Raw genomic sequence first — 21,061 nt, forward strand, 5'->3', positions numbered from 1 at the left:
AGACCGATGACGAACATGATGAAGGCGCTGGTCAAGTCGAAGCCGGAAGAGGGCCTCTGGATGGAGCGCGTGCCGGTGCCGGAGATCGGCCCGAACGACGTGCTGATCAAGGTCAAGAAATCGGCGATCTGCGGCACGGACGTGCACATCTGGAACTGGGACCAGTGGGCGCAGAAGACCATTCCGGTGCCGATGGTCGTTGGCCATGAGTTCATGGGCGAGATCGCCGAGGTGGGATCTGCCGTCACCAAGTACCATGTCGGCGAGCGGGTCTCGGGCGAGGGCCACATCGTCTGCGGCAAGTGCCGCAACTGCCGGGCCGGCCGCGGGCATCTCTGCCGCAACACGCTCGGCGTTGGCGTCAACCGGCCGGGTTCGTTCGGCGAGTTCGTCTGCCTGCCGGAATATAACGTCGTGCCGATCCCCGAGGACGTGCCGGATGAAGTCGCGGCGATCTTCGATCCGTTCGGCAATGCGGTGCACACCGCCCTTTCCTTCGATCTCGTCGGCGAGGACGTGCTTGTGACCGGCGCCGGCCCGATCGGCATCATGGGGGCGATGGTCGCCAAGCGCTCGGGCGCGCGCAAGGTTGTGATCACCGACATCAACCCGACGCGGCTGGCGCTCGCGAAAAGCGTCGGCATCGATCATGTCGTCGACGCGTCGAAGGAAAACCTTGCCGACGTGATGACGGCGATCGGCATGACCGAGGGTTTTGACGTCGGGCTGGAAATGTCCGGTGCAGCACCCGCCTTCCGCGACATGATCGACAAGATGAACAACGGCGGCAAGATCGCCATCCTCGGCATTGCACCGGCCGGCTTCGAGATCGACTGGAACAAGGTCATCTTCAAGATGCTCAACCTCAAGGGCATCTACGGCCGCGAGATGTTCGAGACCTGGTACAAGATGATTGCCTTCGTTCAAGGCGGCCTCGACCTCGCCCCGGTCATCACCCACCGCATCAAGATCGACGAATTCCGCGACGGCTTCGAAGCGATGCGCTCCGGCAACTCCGGAAAGGTCGTCATGGACTGGTAAGGCCGCAAGGGCCGGCCTGATCCGGCCCGGTCGACCCCATCCGAGAAAAATTGTCTTTTGTCACTAGAACTAAGAATGCGTTTTATGCACTATTGATCATCAACCATGCAGGGAGCGCATGATAGCCGATGGAAGTACGCGATCTCGAGGCCTTTCTCGCCGTTATGTCGACGGGCAGCATCACAGGTGCTGCCCGCCTGCTCGACCGCTCGCAGTCGCAGGTGACGCGCCTGATCCAGGACCTGGAGACGTCGCTCGGTTTTGCGCTGTTCGAGCGGAATGGCCCGAGGATCGCGCCGACCGACAAGGGCATTGCCTTCCATGAGGATGCGGAGCGTTTTGTCAGCGGCATCGGGCACCTGCGCAATCGCGCCAAGGCAATCGCCGGCAAGGAACCCGAGCCGATCGAGATCGCCGCAACGCCGGCCTTTGCCAGCGGCATCATCCCGATCGCACTTGCCGAACTGCCGGAACATCTGCTGCCCCACACGATCAATCTGCGCAGCATGCCGGCCGAGGCGGCCGTGCAGTCGGTGTTCGCGCGCACGGCCGATTTCTGCGTGACCTCGCTGCCGGCCGATCAGCCGGGCCTGGAGGTGCAAGGCTTCTTCGAAGGGCGCTGCGTGGCCGCCATTGCGCCGCACGATCCGCTGGCGGCGAAAGACGTGATCTCGATCGCCGATCTCGCCGGGCGCACGCTCGTCACCATGTCCAATCCGTTTCGGCTGCGCCACAGCGTCGATGAAGTGCTCGATGCAGCCGGCGTGCGTCCCAATCGCATCATCGCGACCAACGCGGCGCAAAACGCTGTGCAAGTCGCATCGCTCGGCCTTGGCGTGGCGATCATCGAGCCGGCGACCGCCTATGGCCTGCAATCGGCGCCCATCGTCGTTCGGCCTCTCGACGTCGAGATCCCCTTCCTGTGGGCGATCCTGTCGGCCGGCTCGCGCCCGCTTTCCGCCGGCGTCCGGGAACTCATTCAACGGATAGCGCGGATCGCGTCGGAGCGGATGCCGGATCTCATCGTGCACGATCCCAAGCAGATGGCGCGTATCGCCGAAAGAAGCTTTGCCGGCAGGAACGCCGGCAATGGTGCGCTGCCGGACAACCCGGCGGCGAAATAAAGGGGAGCAAAAGCTCTGAACGCTCACATGGAAATTGAGCCTGCTAAAATGAGGAGAACGAGATGAACAATTTTGACGTTACCCGCCGATCGGCCATGAAGCTGTTGGCAGCCGGGGCGGGGGTGCTCGCGGCACCTTCGATCATCCGCCCGGCCTTCGCCCAGAGCAAGGTCGTGAACATCACGACCTACGACAAGTTCGTACCGCAGTCCTTCATCGACCAGTTCCAGAAGGATACCGGCATCGAGGTGCGCATCCGCCTGACCGACGACCAGGGTAAGCAGTACAACCTCTTGACCGCCGAGGGTGCCGCACCTTCCACCGATATCGTGACCGTCACCGGTCACCGTCTGTCGCAGTTCATGAAGTCGAACCTGCTCTCGACGCTCGACACCGGGCGGCTGAAGAACTGGGGCAAGCTCGCCGCGGCCTACAAGGGCGCGCCGCAGCTCACCGTCGACGGCAAGACCTTCGGCGTGCCGCTGCTTGCGGGCTTCGAGGGCCTCGTGCGCAACACCGAATACGCCAAGGCCTCCGACAGCTGGGAGATCATGTTCGACGAGGAAAACAAGAACCTGACGTCTTACATCGTCAGCGACTTCCTCTCGATCGTCATGCGCTACCAGGGCAACGACGGCGACTACGTAACCTATGGCGACAAGCCCGATGTTGCGCAGGCCGCCACGAACCAGGCCCGCGACTTCCTCATTCAGCACAAGGACAAGGTCCGCAAATACTACGACGCCGGCTCCGAGCTGCAGCAGATGTTCGTCAACGAGGACATCTACCTCGCGCAGGCCTGGTCGGGACCGGCCGCCAAGCTCGTCATGGACGGCCACCCGATCGAGATCTCGGTGCCGAAGGAAGGCACGTTCGGCTTCCTCTATTCGTTCAACATCGTCAACAACGCGCCGAACGCCGACGCCGCCTACACCTTCCTCGACGCCATCCTGTCGTCGCCGGAGATTGGTGCTGCGATGACCCGCCAGTCCGGCTTCTCGTCGGCCTTCGACGGCGTCGACAAGGTGCTTGACGACAAGGAGCGCGCCGCGCTGTCGCTGCCGCCCGAGCAGGTCGAACGCATCCAGTTCTTCAGCTCGGTCAACCGCGACATGAAGAACGAGATGATCGACAAGGCCACCGCCGAGATCAAGTCGGCCTGACCTCTCGAAATCCGGGCGATCGGCTGAGGCCGGTCGCCCGTCAAAAAATGGACTCTTCCAGAGCCGGGAACAAAGAGAATGCTGGATACGACAACACAACCGCCATCCGTCGGTTTGTCGACGGTGCCGCGCTATGCCGGATGGATCGGCAGGGCGGCGCGCTCAGGTCTATACCGCCATACGATCGGACTGCTCGTCGAAAGCCGGCGCGTGCGCCTCGCCGTGCTCGCGGGCGTGCCGCTTGTCTGGATCGCCATGCTGCATATCGGCCCGATCCTGCAGATGGCCAATATCAGCCTTCTTGCCAACTACCCGCCACAGCCGGACAAAAGCAGCGAATACACGCTTTCGAACTACGCGCTGTTCTTTTCCGACCGGCTCTATTTCCTGCCTTTCGTGCGCAGCCTGATCTTTGCAGCTGTTGTCACGATCTCGACGCTGGTGATCGTCTATCCCGTTGCCTATTACGTCGCGAAGATCGTGCAGCCGAAGAACCGGATGCGGGCCTTGCTGCTGCTGCTCATCCCCTTCTGGGCCGGTGAGCTGATCCGCACCTTCTCGGTGATCATGCTGCTTGCCAATCGCGGGGCGCTGAACGTGCTGCTGCGCGAATTCGGCTTCATCGACCGGCCGATCCCGATGCTCTACACCTTCTTCTCGCTGAGCTTCGGCGTCATCTACCTGCTCGCGCTCTACATGCTGCTGCCGCTCTACTCGGCGATCGAGAAGATCCCGACGCCGCTGATCCAGGCGGCGGCCGATCTCGGCGCCGGCCCCTTCCAGCGGTTCCGCCGGGTCATCCTGCCGCTATCGAAGGACGGCATCGTGTCGGGCTGCAGCCTCGTCTACCTGACGGCTGTCGGCGTCTTCGCCGCACCACTGCTGCTCGGCGGGCCCAACTCGGTCATCTTTCCCGAGGTTATCGCGACGCTGTTTCACGGGTCGAACGACAAATGGCCGGAGGGTGCTGCCTTCTCCATGATCATGCTCGTGGTGTCGCTGACAACCGTCGGGCTTTTCATGCGGGTCGTTGGCGGCCGCTCCGTTCGGCTGATGTGAGGACGTAACGATGCGAACCTATTTCAACGACCTTCCCAAAACCGCGCTTGGCGCTTCCTACTGGATTTTCGCCGTCTATCTGGTCTTGCCATTGGCGCTGATGATGGCGATGAGCTTCAAGGATGCGAACTTCATCGCTTTCCCGATCGGCAACTGGACGCTGTCCTGGTACGGCAAGGTGATCCAGGACAAGCAGTTCCTCGAAGCCTCGCTCTATTCGATCGGCATCGCACTCGCCACTACGATTTCGGCGACGATCATCGGTGTGTGGATCGCACTGCTCGTTTCGGCGGAGAACATCTGGGGCAAGGCGATCATCTTCGCGCTCGCCTGTCTTCCGGCCGTCGTGCCCGGGCTGATCAACGCGATCTCGATGCGCATTTTCATTCGCGCGGTCGACATTCCGACCGGAACCTTCGCGATCATCCTCGCCCATACGGTTCATGCGGTACCCTTCGTCGTCATCATGGTCTTGACGCGGCTGCGGTCGATGCCGGCCAATCTCGTCGACGCCGCGCGCGATCTCGGCGCCGATCCGTTCATCGCTTTCCTGCGCGTCACCATCCCCTATCTGATGCCGGCGCTCTTTGGCGGCATGATCTTCTGCGTGTTGACCAGCATCGACGACTTCGTCCGCACCTTCTTCCTTGGCGGCTACCAGCCGACCCTGCCCATGCTGATCTTTGCCAAGGTGCAAGGCGGCATGTCGCCGGAAATCAACGCCATGGCGACCATCGTGCTCGTCGTCACCACCGCCGTCGGCATCTATGCCGAGCATATCACCCGCCGTTCCAGGAGCTGACGCAATGCAGCCTGTCGTCCATTTCAAGAACGTCAACAAGTCCTATGGGGCGCTGACCGCCGTCGATGATCTCGATCTTGCGATCGCGCCCGGTCAGTTCGTCACGCTGCTCGGCCCTTCCGGCTGCGGCAAGTCGACGACGCTGCGCATGCTCGGCGGCTTCGACAGTCCGACCTCGGGGGAAATCTACCTCGAGGGCAAGCCGATCTCGCACCTGCCGCCGAACAGGCGCAACGTCAATATCGTCTTCCAGGACTACGCGCTCTTTCCGCACCTCACGGTTGGCCGCAACATCGCCTTCGGGCTCGAACTGAAGGGCATGGAGAGTGCGGCGATCCACAAGCGGGTCAGCGACCTCCTTGCGCTCGTCTCCCTCCAGGACCATGCCGAACGCATGCCGGCGCAGCTTTCGGGCGGGCAGCGCCAGCGCGTGGCGCTGATGCGGGCGCTGGCGCCCGATCCGAACGTGTTGCTCCTCGACGAGCCGCTGTCGGCGCTCGATGCAAAGCTCCGCCAGCAGATGCAGATCGAGCTGAAGTCGATCCAGAAGAAGACCGGCAAGACCTTCATCTTCGTCACCCACGACCAGGAAGAAGCGCTCACCATGTCCGACGTCATCGTCGTGATGAACAAGGGCAGGATCGAGCAGATGGGTGGTCCTGACGAACTCTACGCCCGGCCGCGCAGCCGCTTCGTCGCGAATTTCATCGGCCAGAGCAATTTTCTTGAAGGCACGGTCGCATCGGTTGCGGGCGGGATCGCCGCCGTCGAGTGGCGCGGCAATGTCGTGCATGCGGACGTGAACGGCACGTCGCCGATCCCGGGAGACGATGCCACCGTGGCGCTGCGTCCGGAGGCGGTGTTCTGCCTGTCGCGCAAGCCCGAGGACCGCCCGTCGATGAAAGGGCGCATCGACCAGCGCGTCTTCAAGGGCGCCCACACGTCACTGACCGTGGTTCTCGACAATGGCAGCACCTTGGTGGCGCAGATCGATCCGGTGGCGCTTTCGCATATCGAAGGGGACGACGTCTGGGTGGGGTGGCGCGACCGCGATGCCGTACTGCTGGCGAAGTGAAGGGAGATCGGGGATGACCGACAGTCAAAAACAGCAACGGCTTGCCGCGCTCAATGCGAGGGTAAGGCAGGATCTGAGCTATCTCAACTATCCGCCGGCCAACTGGTCGAAGCCGGTGACGACGGCGGCGGGCGAGGACGTCAGCGATGTAGTCGTGATCGGCGGCGGCATGTGCGGGCTTGTTGCCTGGCATGCGCTCACGCGCGCCGGCATCGCCAATCTGCGCATCGTCGACCGCGCGCCCAAGGGGTTCGAGGGTCCTTGGGTCACCTATGCGCGCATGGAGACGCTGCGCTCGCCAAAAATCCTTCTCGGCCCGGCGCTTGGCGTTGCCTCGCTCAGTTTCCGCGCCTGGTTCACCGCGCTCCATGGTGAAGCGGAATGGGAGGAGCTCTTCCGCATCCCGCGCCCGATGTGGATGGATTACCTGCGCTGGTATCGCGATGTCATGGACATCCCGGTCGAAAACGACACGCACGTCACCCGTGTCGTGCCGCGCGCCGATGGGCTGCTGGAACTCGAAATCGCCGGTGGAGCTAAGCCTGCGATCATCACCCGCAAGCTGGTGATGGCGACCGGCCGCGACGGGCTCGGCGAGCCGACCATTCCGGATTTCGTCAAGACCATGGAGCGGCATACCTCCTGGGCGCATTCGGCCGACGCGATCGACTTCGATCGCCTGAAGGGCAAACGCGTCGTCGTCATCGGCGTCGGCGCTTCGGCGGTCGACAATGCTGCAGAAGCGCTGGAGCAGGGGGCAGGGGAAGTCCGCCTTCTCGCCCGCCGCAAGGAGATGCCGACGGTCAACAAGCTGATGGGCATCGGCTCCTATGGCGTCACCGCAGGTTTTGCCGAGATTTCGCCGGAATGGCGCTGGCGGCTGATGGACTATGCGGCTAAGCAGCAGACGCCAGCGCCGCACAATTCGACCCTGCGCGTCAGCCAGCATTCGAACGCCTACTTCCACTTCGATTGCGGTATCCGCTCGATGAAGGAGGAGGGCGGTGAGGTCGTCATCACCACCACGAACGGCCGCACCTTCCGCACCGATTTCGTCATCCTCGGCACCGGCTTCTCGATCGATCCGCTGAGCCGCAGCGAGCTTGTTCCCTATCAGGACCAGATTGCCTGCTGGGATGACCGCTACGCGCCGCCGGCGGGCGAAGAGAACCCCGGCCTCGGCCGCTTCCCGTGGCTGAACGGAGACTTCTCCTTTACCGAGAAGGAGCCGGGAACGGCCCCGTGGCTGAAGGACATCCATTGCTTCAACTACGGCGCTTCCGTCAGTGTCGGCAAGGTCAGCGGCGACATTCCCGCCATCAGCGAGGGCGCCCTGTGGCTGGCGCGCGGGGTCGCGGCTTCGCTCTTCATTCGGGATGTCGACTACCATTGGGAAGCGCTGATCGCCTACGAAAAGCCGGAACTCGACGGGACCGAATGGGTGGATGCCGACGCGCCGACGCCGGCACAGAAGACGGCCTGAACCTCCCGCATTTCAGATGACAGGAAAACCAATGACCGCTCCATCGACAAATGACGTGATCGACACGGTTCTCGGGCTCGATCGCTTTCCGGACCTGCAGGCGCTGCGCGAACAACGGGCGAAGCTAAAGCACTTGAGCCAGACGAGCTATCAGGCTGCCCTTCGCCCTGCCGATCCACGCAACTTCTCCTATGCGCTCCGGGCAGCCCTTGCCGCGCGCATGGCGGCACTCTGGAAGTCGCAGGAACTCTCCGCGCATTTCCGGGCCTTGCTTGAACGCGAGGAGGAGGCCGCCGCCCTGGTGTCGGTTGCCGATCCCGGCAACAGCACCGAAGCTGCCGATCCGCGCCTTCGGGCGATCCTCGCCCATGTCGATCTGGTCACGCTTTCGCCGAAGGAGGCGACGCGCGCCAATGTCGAGAAGCTGCTGGCCGCAGGCCTCGACGACCGGGACATCGTCACGCTCGCCGGCCTGATCGCCTTCGTGAACTATCAGGTGCTGGTGGTGGCCGGCCTCAAGATGCTGAGGGATAATTGAGATGTCGCAAGCCGTGCACGAATTCACCGTCGAAGCGCTCGACTGGAAGCCCTATGTCAAGCCGGTCGACGTCGAGACGGCGACGCCCGAACAGCTCGACGCGCTGAAGATCACGCCGTCCAACAAGAAGATCTCGGACTACGTGCTGGTTCTCGCCAATGAGCCGGAAACCTTGAAGGAGCGTACGCCGCTCTTCAACGACATCATGTATAGCGAGGGTGGGCTCTCGCGCGGTGGCCGGGAGATCGGCGCGCTTGCCGCATCCTTCGTCAATCGCTGCATCTATTGCGCCTCGGTGCATGCGGCGCGCTACATCCAGCTCGAAAAGCGGCCGGAGGTGGTCGACGAGATTTATGGCAGCGGCCTCGACGCCAACCTGCCGGAATTCGAGCAGGCGCTGTTCAATTTCGGCGTCGATCTCACGGCCCATCCCGACAATGTCGGCGCTTACCAGTTCTACCATCTGCGCGAGATCGGCCTGGACGACCTGCAGATCCTCGATCTCATCCATGCGGTCGCGATCTTCGGTTGGGCCAACCGGCTGATGCATACGCTCGGCGAACCACACCGGCTGGATTGAGTGAAACACGCGTCCGACCACCCTGCGGTCACGGTCCGCCCCTTCGACATCGCGCATCGCGACGTGCTTCGCATCGCGTTGCCGATGATGATCGCCTATCTTTCGAGCCCGCTTGTCGGGCTCGTCGCAACCGGCGTCATCGGCCAGTTGCGCGACGAGACCCTGATCGGCGGCGTGGCGCTTTCGACCGTCATCTTCGACGTGATCTTCGTCACCTTCAATTTCCTGCGCGGCGCGACCACCGGCTTTACCGCCCAGGCGCTCGGGGCAGGTGACCGGCGCGAAGAGCAGCGCATGCTCGCAAGCGGCCTCATCATCGCACTCGTCGCGGGGCTGGCACTGCTGGTTCTTCAAAAGCCGATCGGCGCACTTGGCCTTGCCGCCATGGGCGCGGAAGGCAAGGTGGCCGAAGCAGCCGCCACCTATTTTGCCTGGCGGGTGTGGTCGGCACCCTTCGTCCTCTTCAATTTCGTGGTCTTCGGCTGGATCATCGGGCGCGGCGATGCACTCTGGGGCATGATCCTGCAAACCCTGCTCAATGCGCTCAATGCCGGCCTGAGTGTGCACTGGGTACTCGGCCTCGGCTGGGGCGTGGCAGGCGTTGCGGCCGCCTCGCTCGTCGCCGAAGCCGTCACGGCTGTGGCGGGGCTCTATCTAATCTGGGCAAAGACCGACCGGAGTGCGTGGAACCTTCCGGATCTGACGGCCTTCCGCCGCGCCTTTTCGGTCAATGGCGACATGATGATCCGTTCCTTCGCGCTTTTGATCGGTCTGTCCTTCTTCACCCGCCAGAGCGGCATGCTCGGCATCGAAATCCTTGCGGCCAACACGATCCTGCTGCGCTTCTATTTCTTCGGCGTCGCCTTTCTCGATGGGGTGGCAACGGCGGCCGAGCAGCTGGCAGGCCGTGCCGTCGGCGCACGTTATCGGCCAGCTTTCGACCGTGCCGTTGGTTTGACCACGGTATGGGGATTCGCCTTTGCCGGGCTCGTCGCGCTCTGTCTCTTCGTGGCCGGCGACTGGGTGATCGGCATCACTGCCCCGTCGGAAAGCGTGTCAGCACTTGCGCACGCCTACCTGCCCTATGTCGCCGCCCTGCCGATCTTCGGCATCGTCGCTTTCCAGATGGATGGCGTCTATATCGGCGCCACCTGGTCGAAGCAGATGCGAAACCTGATGGTCGGCTCGCTGGTGATCTATTTTGCTGCTTGGGCGATCCTGCAGCCGGTCTTTGGCAATGACGGATTGTGGATCGCGCTGATCCTGTTCCAAAGCGCTCGCAGCGTCGCCTTCCGGCTCATGTTGCCGCGACTGGCCGACCGCACTTTTGCTGCGGTGCGGCAGTAATCGCGCTTTAGCGTTGCGCTATGCCCAGTCTCGGGTCGACGGCAACAGAGGCAAGGCCAGCGGATTGGCAGCGCGCCCGGCAACCTGCTCGGCCATCAGAAGTGCTGTCGTCGGCCCCAGGGTGAAGCCCTGGTGCCCATGGCCGAAGTGAAACCACAGGCCCTTGTGCCGGCTGGGCCCGACGACGGGAAGCATGTCGGGCATGCAGGGACGGGTGCCCGACCAAGGCGCCGCTTCGATGGGGTCGCGCAGCGCAAAAAGCGTGCGTGCGGCGTTGACGGCATGCCGTATCTGTCGCGATGCGGGGGCGGCGCCGAGTGGCGCCAGGTGCGCGCCGGTCAGGACCCGCCACCCCGCGTTCATGGGGGCGATTAGGGCGGAGCTGTCGATGTCCAGCATCGAAATGCGTGGGCCGTCCTTGCCGCCGAAGTGCCAGTGGTAGCCGCGCTTTAACACCATGGGGACACGATAGCCGAACCGCGCCACAAGCATCGGCGACCAGGGCCCGAGGGCGACGACCGCGTTTTCAGCCGTGATATCGCCACCCTCCGACAGCACCCGCCAGCCGGTGCCGGTCTGCTGCAACGACATGGCATCGCCTTGGGCGACCTTCCCGCCGCGGGCAACGAAGAGCGCTGCGTAGCGCGAAACCAGATCGCCCGGGTCGCGGCAGGTCCAGGGCGAGGTCCAGTGGACCGCACCTGCCAGCCGGCTTTTGAGCGCCGGCTCGCTTGCCGCGAGTTCGTCTGACGTGAGCGCCTTAGACGGCACGCCGTACTCTCGTTTCAGGCGTTCGGCAGTCGAGACGGCCGCGTCGAGCTTTGCCGGCGAACGGTAGACCGCGCGCCAGCCGTCGCGAACGATCAGGTCGCCGGCATTGGCCGGCTCGATGAAGCGCGCGTGATCGTCGCTCGCCCTTAGCGCCAGCTTCGAATAGGCCGCGACGGTTCTCGCATAGGGGACGGGCGCCGATTGCGTGAAATAGCGCCAGAGCGGCCCCGCCAGCCGCGGCATGTCGCCGAGCCGAAAGTCCGTATCGTTGCCGCGCTTCAGCGCCACCCTGACGATCTCGGCCAGGGAGCGCGGAAAGGCATAGGGTTCGACGGCCTCGGTCTGGATGATGCCGGCATTGCCGTAACTGGTTTCCCGGCCCGGCGCCTTGCGGTCGATCAGCACAACCTGGTGCCCGGTTTCTTGCAAGGCGAGCGCGGTGGAGACGCCGACCATGCCGGCGCCGAGGACGATTGAGGTGGTCATGGATTGGTTCCGCGGAAATGCTCGTCAGAAGGTGAGGCGGGAATTGTAGCCGACCACGAATTGGATGAAGCGCGAGACGTCGACCATGTCGTCGCCCTGATAGCGGATCGTGTAGCCGTCGGTCCGCTCGACGCCCTTGAGATAGGAGAGATATTCGGCCGGGAGGCGGTTGCGGAAGACGATCTCAAGGACGGGGTTTTCCAGTTTGAACGGCTTTGCCGAACCGGCCCTCGACAATGCCTTCTTGACGCCCTCGCGGATCCGGCGATGGGCGACGGCCGGCGTCAGGGTGATGGCCGATTGCGTGCTGTAGACCTGCTTCACCGGCACCGTCACGATATCACCGATCCGCTCCTTGATTTCCTCCAAGGCAACGTTGTCACCGGATGCGAGCAGCACCGGGATGCCGAAATGTCCGGCGATGGCGGCGTTGATGCCGGCCTCCGGCATAACGGTGCCATTGATGCGCACCTCAGCAAAGGCGGTGCCGCCGATCGTGTGCGACAGCACGCCGCTCGCATGGCTTGCGCCGGCGTGATAGCCGAGAAGCATCGCGCCGACGAAGGAACCGAGTTCGACGCCCTGCATCATCATCAGCGGCCGCGGCCAGCTGCGCACAACCTGCACATAGTCCGGCAGGCGGTCGATCAGGATGCTCTCGCCATTTCCGTGGGAATCGCTGAGGATGACCTCCTCCACACCTTCCTCATGCGCAGCTTCGCAGGCGTGAACCACGGTGTCGGTCATCCAGCGCCGGGCGTTCTCGTACTCGAAACCTTCGGGCATCAGTTGGTCGCGGCTCACGACCCCGACGATCCCCTCGATGTCAGCGGAAATATAGATGCGCATTCCTGCCTCCCCGGTCAGCCGCGCAAGCGCGGATAATGCATTTGACTTTCCGACGATAAACATAGTTTTATCATTAGAAAATATCTTTCTTGATGAGCGGGAGGCGAAAATGAAACTTTTCATCGCGGGGCTGGATACGGAGACCAACACCTTCTCGCCCATGCAGACCGGTATCGAGGCCTTCCGCGAAAACCTGATCGCCTATGGCGACGCCACCGGCAAGCCGCTCAACTGCTGCTCTTCGCAAATGTTCGTCTGGCGCCACGCCGCTGAGGATAAGGGCTGGGACGTGGTCGAGAGCCTGTGCGCCGTGGCCGAGCCCGGAGGCAAGACGACGCGGACGGTCTATGAGAGTTTCCGCGCCACAATCCTCGACGATCTCAGGGCCGCACTGCCGGTCGACGCCGTGATGCTCGCCCTGCACGGCGCCTGCGTCGCCGATGGCTACGACGACGTCGAAGGCGATCTGCTTGCGCATGTTCGGGAAGTGGTGGGGCCCGATGTGCCGGTTGCGGCGGAACTCGACCTGCACTGTCACATCACCGACCGTATGCTGGCCAATGCGACCATGATCGCCACCTATAAGGAATATCCGCATACGGACATTGAAGAGGTTGCCGAACAACTGTTCCAGCTGATGGAGCGCACACTTGCCGGCGAGGTGCGGCCGACTATGGGCCTCCATGATTGCCGGATGATCAACACCTTCCACCCGCATCGCGCGCCGTTGCGCGGCATTGTCGACCGCATGAAGGCGATGGAAGGCCAGGATGGCGTCCTCTCGGTTTCCTTCGGCCACGGCTTCCCTTGGGGCGACGTGGAAGACGTCGGCGCCAAGATGCTTGTGGTGACCGACAACGACCCGGAAAAGGCCGCGCGCACGGCGCGATCTTTCGGCCGGGAGATCTTCGAGGCGCGCGAAGAGATGCGCGGAGACTATCTTAGCATTGACGAAGCCCTCGACCGGACGGTTGCCGCTAAGAACGGCCCGATCGTGATCGCCGATGTCTCAGACAATGCAGGCGGCGGCGCGCCTGGAGATTCGACGTTCATCCTGCGTCGCATCATCGAGCGCGGCATCGAAGACGTGGCTTCCTGCCTCTACTGGGATCCGATTGCGGTGCGTATGTGCCGCGAAGCGGGAGAGGGCGCCACATTGGCGCTGAGGATCGGCGGCAAGGTCGGACCGGCCTCCGGCGACCCGCTCGACCTGACGGTAACGGTCAGGCGCGTGGCCTCGGGCATCACCCAGCGCTTCGGGCCGACGCCGCTTGGCATCGGCGATGCCGTGTGGGTCTCGGCCGGCAGCATCGACATCGTGCTCAACACCGTGCGTACCCAGACTTTTCATCCGGAATGCATGACGGCGCTCGGGCTCGATCCGGCGAAGAAGAAGGTCGTGGTGGTGAAGTCCAGCAACCACTTCCGTGCCGGCTTCGAACCCATTGCGCGCGACATCCTCTACGTCAGCGCGCCGGGCGCCTTGCAGCCGACTTTCGAGGATCTGGCCTTCACCAAGCTGACGCGCCCCTATTGGCCAAAGGTCGACAACCCGTTCGCCGAATAGGAGGCAGCAGGAAGCTGCAAGTGGTTGCGGGGCAGGGATTGCCTTCAACACGATGTTGCTTTCGGCCACGTATTATAGGAAATGGTTTTCCTATCATGCCAATCGGATTCTGTGTTGCGGGCGGGCGAAACCCGGCGAGCACTTCGATGGCTGCAGGCAAATGGAGACGCCAACGATGACCGACGCGAAATCCAGCCTCGGCGAGATCCTCAAGGATATTCGCAATCGCAACCGCTGGACCTTGGCCGAAGTCAGCTCCATGACCGGGCTTGCGGTCTCGACCCTGTCCAAGGTCGAGAACAACCAGATGCAGCTGACCTACGACCGATTGATCCAGCTTGCCCAGGGCCTCAAGGTCGACATCGTCGAGCTGTTCGGGACGATGTCTGGCGCGGAAGACACCCCTAGCATGCTCGGGCGGCGCACCTATACCAAATCCGGCGACGGGCGGGAAATCGTCACGCAGAACTACGACTATCTCTATGTCTGCACGGAGATTTCCAAGAAATCGATGGTCCCGATCCTGGCGATGGCGCGGGCGCGCACGCTCGAGGAGTTCGGACCGCTGATCCGCCACAAGGGCGAGGAATTCTTCTACGTCCTCGACGGTGAGCTGGAGCTCCACACCGAGATCTATGCGCCGCTGCGGCTGAAGAAGGGCGATTCCTGCTACTTCGACGCCATGATGGGGCACGCCTATCTGAGCGTCAGCGACGAGCCGGCGCAGATTCTCTGCGTTTGCTCGACCCCGGAAACCGAGCTGGTCTCCACGCTGGCAAACGCGCAGACGATCAAGCTCAAAAGCTGATCGAAACTAAAAAACAAATACGATAAGAAAAAATATTGCACTTAGGAAAATCGTTTCCTAGTCTAGCACTGCGGTGGATGCCGGGAGGGCATCGCACGCCGCAGTTCTGGGGAGGACTACGAGATGAACAGTTCCAAGTGGAAATCGATCGGCATTGCTTTGCTTCTGGCATCGACGCCGCTTTCCGGCGCCCTTGCTGCGCAGGACGTGCTGGTGCTGGCGCGCGCGGAAGATCCGCCGACAGCCGATCCGGGCATTGAGATCAGCAACAGCGGCTACACGCTCACATATGCCGCCTATGAACGGCTCGTTGCCTACAAGGGTGCCTCGACGGAAGTTGGGCCGGAACTCGCCGAAAGTTGGACGGCCGACGATGCCGGCCTCGTCTGGACCTTCAAGATTGCGGCCGGCCACAAGTTCGATGACGGTTCGCCGGTCGATGCCGCCGCCGTCAAGTTCAGCTTCGATCGGCTGATGAAGCTGAAGGCTGGCCCGTCCGACGCGTTCCCGGTGCTGAAGGAGGTCGAGGTCGTCGATCCGCAGACCGTGAGATTTCACCTGACCGCGCCGTTTGCGCCTTTCATCTCGACGCTGGCCGTCTCCGGCGCTGCGATCGTCAATCCCAAGGTGATGGAGCATGAGAAGGACGGCGACATGGCGAAGGCCTGGCTTGCCGAACATTCGGCCGGCAGCGGGCCCTATCGCATCGCCTCCTGGGAGCGCAACCAGAGCATCGTGCTCGACCGCAACGAACATTACTCGGGTAGCCAGCCGGCGCTGAAGCAAGTGGTCATCCGCATCGTCGGCGACGTCTCTGCCCGTCGCCTGCAACTGACCAACGGCGATGCCGACATCATCGAACAGATCCCGCTCGATCAGGCCGAGGCGCTGCAGAAGGATGCCTCCGTCGTCGTCGAGAGCAATCCCAGCATGTATGTGAACTACATCTACATGAACAATCGCCAGCCGCCGCTGGACGATGCCAAGGTCCGCCAGGCGATCTCCTATGCGGTCGACTATCAGGGCATCATCGACGGCATCATGCTCGGCCAGGCCAAGCAGATGCGCGGCGCAGTGCCGAGCGGCATGTGGGGGCATGATCCCCAGGGTTTCCAGTACAGCTACGACATCGAAAAGGCCAAGGCGTTGCTTGCCGAATCCGGCAAGGGCGACATCCATTTGACCTATACCTTCTCGCAGGCCGATCCTGCCTGGGAACCGGTCGGTCTGGCGCTGCAAGCCTCTCTCGCAGAAATCGGCGTCAAGCTCGATCTGCAGGCGGTCGCCGACACGACGAAGCGCGAGTTGGTCGCCAACGGCAAGTTCGACATGGCGCCCGGCGCCTGGACGCCTGATTTCGCCGACCCCTACATGTTCATGAACTACTGGTTCGACGCCGGTAAGATGGGCGGTCCGGGCAACCGTTCCTTCTACAACAACAGCAAGGTGACGGGTCTCGTCCAAGAGGCAGCTTCGATCGTCGACGAAGCAAAGCGCAAGGCTCTCTACATCGAGGCGCAGAAGCTTTCGACTGACGACGCGCCGTATCTCTACATCATGGAGAAGAACGACATCTTCGCCCGCCGCGCCGCGGTGAAGGGCTATGTCTACAATCCGATGCTGATCCAGGTCTACAACTTTGGAACGATGTCGAAGACGGAATGAGCAGGAACGGTCAGGCTGCGCTTGACCGACCTCGTTTCCCGGAAACCTGCCGCCGGCCTCAGGGCCACGGCGGCAGGGGTTCATCGTTTCCCAAGCTAGGCCGGGGTTCCCGTGCCGGAAGGGCTGACGTCCATGGCAATCACCCGCATCATTCTTCCGCGCCTGATCCTCTTGCTCTTCGTTGTGCTCGGGGTCGCGGTCATCACTTTCACGATCTCGCACCTCATCCCCGGCGATCCGGCGCGCATGATCGCGGGCGACCGGGCAAGCGCCGAGACACTTGAAAATGTCCGGCGCAACCTGGGTCTCGACCGGCCGGTCGTCGAACAGTTCACCATCTATATCGGCAATCTGCTGCAGGGCGATCTCGGCACGTCGCTACGCACCAATCGCCCCGTCGCGGCCGATATACGCACCTTCCTGCCGGCGACGCTGGAGCTCGGCGTGGTCGCGCTTTTCATCGCGATCTGTCTCGGCGTGCCGCTCGGTGTGCTCTCGGCCGTCTACAAGGATGGTCCAATTGATCAGGTGGCACGCACGGTCTCGGTCTGCGGCATCTCCATGCCGGTCTTCTGGTTCGGGCTGATCCTGATCTATGTGTTCTATGCGAAATTCCAGATCCTTCCCGGCAGCGGGCGCCTGGCCATGGGCATCGTGGCGCCCGAGCGCATCACCGGCTTCCTGCTGATCGACTCGCTGTTGCAGGGCCGTTTCGACGCATTCCGCAGCGCGCTTTACCACATCATCCTGCCGGGCTTCGTGCTGGCCTTTGCCAATATGGGCGTGATCACCCGCCAGATCCGCGCCTCGATGCTCGACGTGCTGCAGGAGGATTATATCCGCACCGCGCGCGCCAGCGGGCTGCGCAAGGGCGTGATCATCTTCAACTATGCGCTCAGAAACGCGCTCATCCCCTCGATCACCCTGCTCGGGCTCGCGCTCGGCGACCTTCTCTATGGCGCGGTGCTGACCGAGACGATCTTCGCCTGGCCGGGCATGGGAACCTATGTCGTGACCTCGATCCAGACGCTCGATTTTCCCGCCATTATGGGCTTCACCATCGTCGCATCCGTCGGCTATGTGCTGATCAACCTCCTGGTCGATCTCGCCTACATGCTCGCCGACCCGCAGATCAGGGAGGTCTGATCATGTCCGCCGTCATGCCGACAGAGCCTGTCGCGTCGAACGCAGCAATGCGCAGGACGAAGTCCTTCTCCGAGCGGTTGCGTTATGTCTGGTACCTCAGCCGCCGCAGCCCGCTGACGCTGGTGGGCGTCGCGATCATCCTGCTTGTCCTCGTGATGATCATCGCCGCACCCGTCATCGCGCCCTACAATCCGGACAAGGTGTCGCTGACGGCGCGCCTGTTGCCACCGAGTGCTGCCCACTGGTTCGGCACGGACGAGGTCGGCCGCGACCTGTTCTCGCGGGTGATCTACGGGGCAAGGGCGTCCTGTGGCGCCGCCTTCATGATCGTCCTGATCTCGATGTCGGTCGGGGTGCTGATCGGCTGCTTCTCGGGCGTCGTCGGCGGCCGGGTCGACACCACCATCATGCGGCTGATGGACGTCGTGCTCGCCCTGCCGGCGCTGGTGCTCGCCATGGCGCTGGCCGCAGCCCTTGGTCCGAGCCTGTTCAATTCCATGCTCGCGGTGGCGATCGTGCGCATCCCTGCCTATGTGCGCCTCGCGCGCGGCCAGACGCTTTCGCTGCGCGAGCAGGTCTTCGTGAAGGCGGCGCGCACCTTCGGCGCCTCGCCTTTCTACATCCTGCGCTGGCATATCCTGCCGAACGCGATGTCGCCGATCATCGTCCAGGCAACGCTCGATCTTGGCGGCGTCGTACTGATCGCAGCCGCTCTAAGCTTCATTGGCCTCGGTGCCCAGCCGCCCACCGCCGAATGGGGAGCGCTGGTCAGCAGCGGTCGCAGCTACATGCTCGATCAATGGTGGTACGCGACCTTCCCGGGCCTTGCCATTCTGATTACGGCCATGGGGTGCAATCTCGTCGGCGACGGCATTCGCGACATGCTCGACCCGCGCTTGAGGGGCAGATGATGATGGGAACGGCAGAACCACGCGGCCAGGCGCTGGCCATCAACAATCTGTCGTTGGAGTTTCCAACCTTCAGCGGCGCGGTCAAGGCGCTCGACGATGTCACCATCAACGTCGGCAAGGCCGAGATCGTCGGTATCGTCGGCGAATCCGGCTGCGGCAAGTCGGTGACGACCATGGCCGCAACGGGGCTTCTACCCAAAGGGCGCTATCGCATCACCGGCGGCACCGTCAGGCTCTTTGGCCACAGCACGCTTTCCATGGACGACAATCAGCTGCAGGATCTGCGCGGCAAGGTGGTCTCCACCATCTTCCAGGAGCCGATGAACGCCCTCAATCCGACGATCCGCATCGGCAAGCAGCTGACCGACGTCATCATGCGCCACGAGGAAATAGGCCTGGCAGAGGCAAGGCGCGTCGCTCGGGATATTCTGGCCGACATGCTGATCGGTGAGCCTGAGCGGGTGATGAAGCTTTACCCGTTCGAGCTCTCCGGCGGCATGCGGCAGCGGGTGCTGATCGCCATGGCCTTCTCCTGCAATCCCGGTCTCATCATTGCGGACGAGCCGACGACCGCACTCGATGTCACAGTCCAGGCGGTGATCCTGCGGTTGATCCAGAACCGGGCGCGCCGCACAGGCACGTCGGTCATCTTCATCTCGCACAATGTCGCCGTCGTCTCGCAGCTCTGCGACCGGCTTTACGTGATGTATGCCGGGCGAATTGTCGAGCATGGCGCGACGCGGACCGTGCTCGAGACGCCGCAGCATCCCTATACCCAGGCGCTGTTGCGCTGCCTGCCGGAGCGCGTGGCGCCGAAGCAGGAACTCGAAGCGATCCCCGGTGCCGTGCCGAACCTTCTCAGCCCACCGGCCGGCTGCTACTTCCAACCGCGATGCAAGGAAGCGGTCGACCAATGTCGATCCCGGTCTCCGCAACTGGTGGGGGCGGGCGGCCAGCAGGTGGCCTGCTGGCGTCGCGGTGGCGCGGCGGAACTTGTAGAACAGGGGGGCCGGCAATGATCGAAGGCGTTGGTATCATGACGCGACCGGTGCTTGAGGTCTCCGACCTGCATGTCCGCTTCCCGGCCTCCCGCAACTGGCTCGGCCGGCCCACGTCTTACGTGCATGCGGTCAACGGCGTGACCCTTGAGGTCCGCGCCGGCAAGAGCCTCGGCATCGTCGGCGAGTCCGGCTGCGGCAAGAGCACGCTCGCCCAGGCGATCATCGGGCTTGCACCTTACGAAGAGGGTAGGGTGGCGATCAATGGCGAGGATTTTCAGAAGGCTCAGGGCAAACAGAAGCGCGCCTTGCGGCAGAAGATGCAGATCGTCTTTCAGGATCCGCAATCCTCGCTCGATCGGCGCCTGCCGGTCTGGCGGCTGATCAGCGAGCCGCTGCATATCCGCGGTGGACACAGCAGGGCCGAACTACATGAGAAAGCGGAGGAACTGGCCGTTGCCGTCGGGCTTCGTCCGGAACATCTCGACCGCCTGCCGCACGAATTTTCAGGCGGCCAACGCCAGCGCATCGCCATTGCCCGCGCGATCAGCACGGACCCGGAGCTGATGGTGCTGGACGAGCCGACATCGGCGCTCGACGTCTCGGTACAGGCACAGATCATCAACCTGCTTTTGAAGCTGCAGCGCGAGCGCGGGCTCACCTATCTGCTGATTTCACATGACGTCGCGCTGGTGCGGCATTTCTGCGACGATGTTGCGGTGATGTATCTCGGCCAGATCGTCGAATCCGGCCCGGCCGACGCGGTGTTGCGCGATCCCCGTCACCCCTACACCCAGACGCTTCTGGCCGCGGCTCCGAGTTTCGAAAGCCCGCTGCCGGACATTGCCCAGGTGCGCGCCGGCGAGCTTCCCAACAACCGCAACCTGCCGGACGGCTGCTTCTATAAGCAGAGGTGCGACCGCGTCGGCGGCGGCTGCGAGGCAGGCCAGGTGCTGCGGCGCCTGAGCGAGAGCGCCCGCCGTGTCAGGTGTCATCTGGCGCAGACGTGAAGGCGTAGGCGATACGCCAGATCCGCGCCCGCCGGCCGCAACCCGCGGCGTGGTGCGGCGTCGTCTGTCTCATTTGATGCGCAATTGCGATAGTTTGAGAAATATAATTTTCTTATAGGAAAAATAATTTGCTTGATATTTCCGACTGTGCAAATTTGTAGCCGCCGCCTTCGGGCGGCGCTTGCCAATCGGGGCTGCCCTTTTGCGATCCCGCCGCTTGCCGGAGATGAGATTGACTGACCTAACGCTGCTCGACGCCTTTCGTCGTCCGGACCCCGCCGACCTGCCGACGCTTTGTGTCAAAATCGATGAAGATCGGCTGACGCGCAGTCTGCGCGACGTGCAGGCGCGGGCCGTTGCCTCAGGTGTCGCGCTGCGCCCGCATATCAAGACCCACAAGAGTGTTGCGATCGCCCGCCGCCTTTCCGAAGAACACGGCTTTGTCCGTTTCACCGACATGGCGCCCGCGATCGGCAGCCGCGTCCGCAGCTTCCCCAATCATTCCTGCGCCGTCGGCGCACAGTTCGACACCGTCACCCTGCGGCAAGCGCATGGGCGGGCAGTGACGCTGCGGGTCGATGCCAGGGGACGCCAGACATAGGTGCATGCCGACGGCGTGGCGGCGAACAGAATTTGCT

At 63.1% G+C, this 21,061-nt stretch carries 20 protein-coding genes; 18 read left to right on the top strand and 2 right to left on the bottom strand.

Going from position 1 to position 21,061, the window contains the following annotated elements; all coding sequences use genetic code 11:
* The first annotated feature begins 6 nt into the window (after positions 1 to 6).
* The 10 genes from tdh (at position 7) to IB267_RS26160 (ending at position 10,212) form a co-directional block, all read left to right on the top strand.
* Positions 7 to 1,041 carry an L-threonine 3-dehydrogenase gene (gene tdh, locus IB267_RS26115; RefSeq protein WP_192450437.1) on the top strand — a complete coding sequence of 345 codons (1,035 nt, stop codon included), beginning with the start codon at positions 7 to 9 and terminating at the stop codon, positions 1,039 to 1,041.
* 128 nt (positions 1,042 to 1,169) lie between these two features.
* Entirely contained in the window at positions 1,170 to 2,165 is a 996-nt protein-coding gene (locus IB267_RS26120) for a LysR family transcriptional regulator (protein ID WP_192450438.1), read from the top strand.
* A 62-nt stretch (positions 2,166 to 2,227) separates the two neighbouring features.
* Positions 2,228 to 3,328, top strand: coding sequence for an extracellular solute-binding protein (locus IB267_RS26125; RefSeq protein WP_192450439.1), 1,101 nt, complete (start codon positions 2,228 to 2,230; stop codon positions 3,326 to 3,328).
* 78 nt (positions 3,329 to 3,406) lie between these two features.
* Complete coding sequence (locus tag IB267_RS26130; protein ID WP_192450440.1) at positions 3,407 to 4,387, top strand: ABC transporter permease; 981 nt, start codon at positions 3,407 to 3,409, stop codon at positions 4,385 to 4,387.
* A 10-nt stretch (positions 4,388 to 4,397) separates the two neighbouring features.
* Positions 4,398 to 5,189 carry an ABC transporter permease gene (locus tag IB267_RS26135; RefSeq protein WP_192450441.1) on the top strand — a complete coding sequence of 264 codons (792 nt, stop codon included), beginning with the start codon at positions 4,398 to 4,400 and terminating at the stop codon, positions 5,187 to 5,189.
* A 4-nt stretch (positions 5,190 to 5,193) separates the two neighbouring features.
* On the top strand, positions 5,194 to 6,264 hold the full coding sequence (locus IB267_RS26140) for an ABC transporter ATP-binding protein (protein WP_043614933.1): 1,071 nt from the start codon (positions 5,194 to 5,196) through the stop codon (positions 6,262 to 6,264).
* Between the two features lie 13 nt (positions 6,265 to 6,277).
* Complete coding sequence (locus IB267_RS26145; RefSeq protein ID WP_192450442.1) at positions 6,278 to 7,747, top strand: NAD(P)-binding domain-containing protein; 1,470 nt, start codon at positions 6,278 to 6,280, stop codon at positions 7,745 to 7,747.
* A 31-nt stretch (positions 7,748 to 7,778) separates the two neighbouring features.
* Positions 7,779 to 8,285: a CMD domain-containing protein gene (locus IB267_RS26150; protein ID WP_192450443.1), complete on the top strand. Its 507-nt coding sequence runs from the start codon at positions 7,779 to 7,781 to the stop codon at positions 8,283 to 8,285.
* Position 8,286: 1 nt separating this feature from the next.
* Positions 8,287 to 8,865 carry a peroxidase-related enzyme gene (locus IB267_RS26155; RefSeq protein ID WP_043614924.1) on the top strand — a complete coding sequence of 193 codons (579 nt, stop codon included), beginning with the start codon at positions 8,287 to 8,289 and terminating at the stop codon, positions 8,863 to 8,865.
* A complete protein-coding gene (locus tag IB267_RS26160; RefSeq protein ID WP_371742643.1) occupies positions 8,866 to 10,212 on the top strand; it encodes an MATE family efflux transporter in 1,347 nt (448 codons plus the stop codon).
* Between the two features lie 18 nt (positions 10,213 to 10,230).
* On the opposite strand, the gene IB267_RS26165 is transcribed toward IB267_RS26160, so the two are convergent.
* The gene (locus IB267_RS26165) at positions 10,231 to 11,469 is read right to left on the bottom strand and encodes an FAD-binding oxidoreductase (RefSeq protein WP_192450444.1); all 1,239 of its coding nucleotides are present in this window, start codon (positions 11,467 to 11,469) and stop codon (positions 10,231 to 10,233) included.
* Between the two features lie 24 nt (positions 11,470 to 11,493).
* Entirely contained in the window at positions 11,494 to 12,318 is an 825-nt protein-coding gene (locus IB267_RS26170; RefSeq protein WP_192450445.1) for a M55 family metallopeptidase, read from the bottom strand.
* A gap of 109 nt (positions 12,319 to 12,427) precedes the next feature.
* On the opposite strand from IB267_RS26170, the gene IB267_RS26175 reads away from it, so the two are divergent.
* From IB267_RS26175 to IB267_RS26210, 8 genes are all read left to right on the top strand, one after another.
* Positions 12,428 to 13,885 (top strand): M81 family metallopeptidase, encoded by a 1,458-nt coding sequence (locus tag IB267_RS26175; protein WP_192450446.1) that lies wholly within the window; start codon positions 12,428 to 12,430, stop codon positions 13,883 to 13,885.
* Positions 13,886 to 14,060: 175 nt separating this feature from the next.
* Positions 14,061 to 14,693, top strand: coding sequence for a helix-turn-helix domain-containing protein (locus tag IB267_RS26180; RefSeq protein WP_192450447.1), 633 nt, complete (start codon positions 14,061 to 14,063; stop codon positions 14,691 to 14,693).
* A 123-nt stretch (positions 14,694 to 14,816) separates the two neighbouring features.
* Positions 14,817 to 16,358: an ABC transporter substrate-binding protein gene (locus tag IB267_RS26185; RefSeq protein WP_192450448.1), complete on the top strand. Its 1,542-nt coding sequence runs from the start codon at positions 14,817 to 14,819 to the stop codon at positions 16,356 to 16,358.
* A 132-nt stretch (positions 16,359 to 16,490) separates the two neighbouring features.
* A complete protein-coding gene (locus IB267_RS26190; protein WP_192450449.1) occupies positions 16,491 to 17,504 on the top strand; it encodes an ABC transporter permease in 1,014 nt (337 codons plus the stop codon).
* A gap of 2 nt (positions 17,505 to 17,506) precedes the next feature.
* Positions 17,507 to 18,415, top strand: a complete 909-nt coding sequence (gene ddpC / locus IB267_RS26195) for a D,D-dipeptide ABC transporter permease (protein WP_246810845.1) — start codon at positions 17,507 to 17,509, stop codon at positions 18,413 to 18,415.
* On the top strand, positions 18,412 to 19,434 hold the full coding sequence (locus IB267_RS26200; RefSeq protein ID WP_246810846.1) for an ABC transporter ATP-binding protein: 1,023 nt from the start codon (positions 18,412 to 18,414) through the stop codon (positions 19,432 to 19,434). Before ddpC ends, IB267_RS26200 begins: the two co-directional genes overlap by 4 nt.
* Positions 19,431 to 20,423, top strand: a complete 993-nt coding sequence (locus IB267_RS26205; RefSeq protein WP_210336010.1) for an oligopeptide/dipeptide ABC transporter ATP-binding protein — start codon at positions 19,431 to 19,433, stop codon at positions 20,421 to 20,423. Before IB267_RS26200 ends, IB267_RS26205 begins: the two co-directional genes overlap by 4 nt.
* A 232-nt stretch (positions 20,424 to 20,655) precedes the next feature.
* On the top strand, positions 20,656 to 21,024 hold the full coding sequence (locus IB267_RS26210) for a hypothetical protein (protein WP_246810847.1): 369 nt from the start codon (positions 20,656 to 20,658) through the stop codon (positions 21,022 to 21,024).
* The last annotated feature ends 37 nt before the right edge of the window (positions 21,025 to 21,061 follow it).

The organism is Ensifer sp. ENS09, assembly GCF_014852425.1.
Lineage (GTDB): Bacteria > Pseudomonadota > Alphaproteobacteria > Rhizobiales > Rhizobiaceae > Ensifer.

Coding starts and splice junctions, on each gene's coding strand:
- tdh (WP_192450437.1), top strand. CDS start 7: ATGACGAACATGATGAAGGCGCTGGTCAAGTCGAAGCCGGAAGAGGGC.
- IB267_RS26120 (WP_192450438.1), top strand. CDS start 1,170: ATGGAAGTACGCGATCTCGAGGCCTTTCTCGCCGTTATGTCGACGGGC.
- IB267_RS26125 (WP_192450439.1), top strand. CDS start 2,228: ATGAACAATTTTGACGTTACCCGCCGATCGGCCATGAAGCTGTTGGCA.
- IB267_RS26130 (WP_192450440.1), top strand. CDS start 3,407: ATGCTGGATACGACAACACAACCGCCATCCGTCGGTTTGTCGACGGTG.
- IB267_RS26135 (WP_192450441.1), top strand. CDS start 4,398: ATGCGAACCTATTTCAACGACCTTCCCAAAACCGCGCTTGGCGCTTCC.
- IB267_RS26140 (WP_043614933.1), top strand. CDS start 5,194: ATGCAGCCTGTCGTCCATTTCAAGAACGTCAACAAGTCCTATGGGGCG.
- IB267_RS26145 (WP_192450442.1), top strand. CDS start 6,278: ATGACCGACAGTCAAAAACAGCAACGGCTTGCCGCGCTCAATGCGAGG.
- IB267_RS26150 (WP_192450443.1), top strand. CDS start 7,779: ATGACCGCTCCATCGACAAATGACGTGATCGACACGGTTCTCGGGCTC.
- IB267_RS26155 (WP_043614924.1), top strand. CDS start 8,287: ATGTCGCAAGCCGTGCACGAATTCACCGTCGAAGCGCTCGACTGGAAG.
- IB267_RS26165 (WP_192450444.1), bottom strand. CDS start 11,469: ATGACCACCTCAATCGTCCTCGGCGCCGGCATGGTCGGCGTCTCCACC.
- IB267_RS26170 (WP_192450445.1), bottom strand. CDS start 12,318: ATGCGCATCTATATTTCCGCTGACATCGAGGGGATCGTCGGGGTCGTG.
- IB267_RS26175 (WP_192450446.1), top strand. CDS start 12,428: ATGAAACTTTTCATCGCGGGGCTGGATACGGAGACCAACACCTTCTCG.
- IB267_RS26180 (WP_192450447.1), top strand. CDS start 14,061: ATGACCGACGCGAAATCCAGCCTCGGCGAGATCCTCAAGGATATTCGC.
- IB267_RS26185 (WP_192450448.1), top strand. CDS start 14,817: ATGAACAGTTCCAAGTGGAAATCGATCGGCATTGCTTTGCTTCTGGCA.
- IB267_RS26190 (WP_192450449.1), top strand. CDS start 16,491: ATGGCAATCACCCGCATCATTCTTCCGCGCCTGATCCTCTTGCTCTTC.
- ddpC (WP_246810845.1), top strand. CDS start 17,507: ATGTCCGCCGTCATGCCGACAGAGCCTGTCGCGTCGAACGCAGCAATG.
- IB267_RS26200 (WP_246810846.1), top strand. CDS start 18,412: ATGATGATGGGAACGGCAGAACCACGCGGCCAGGCGCTGGCCATCAAC.
- IB267_RS26205 (WP_210336010.1), top strand. CDS start 19,431: ATGATCGAAGGCGTTGGTATCATGACGCGACCGGTGCTTGAGGTCTCC.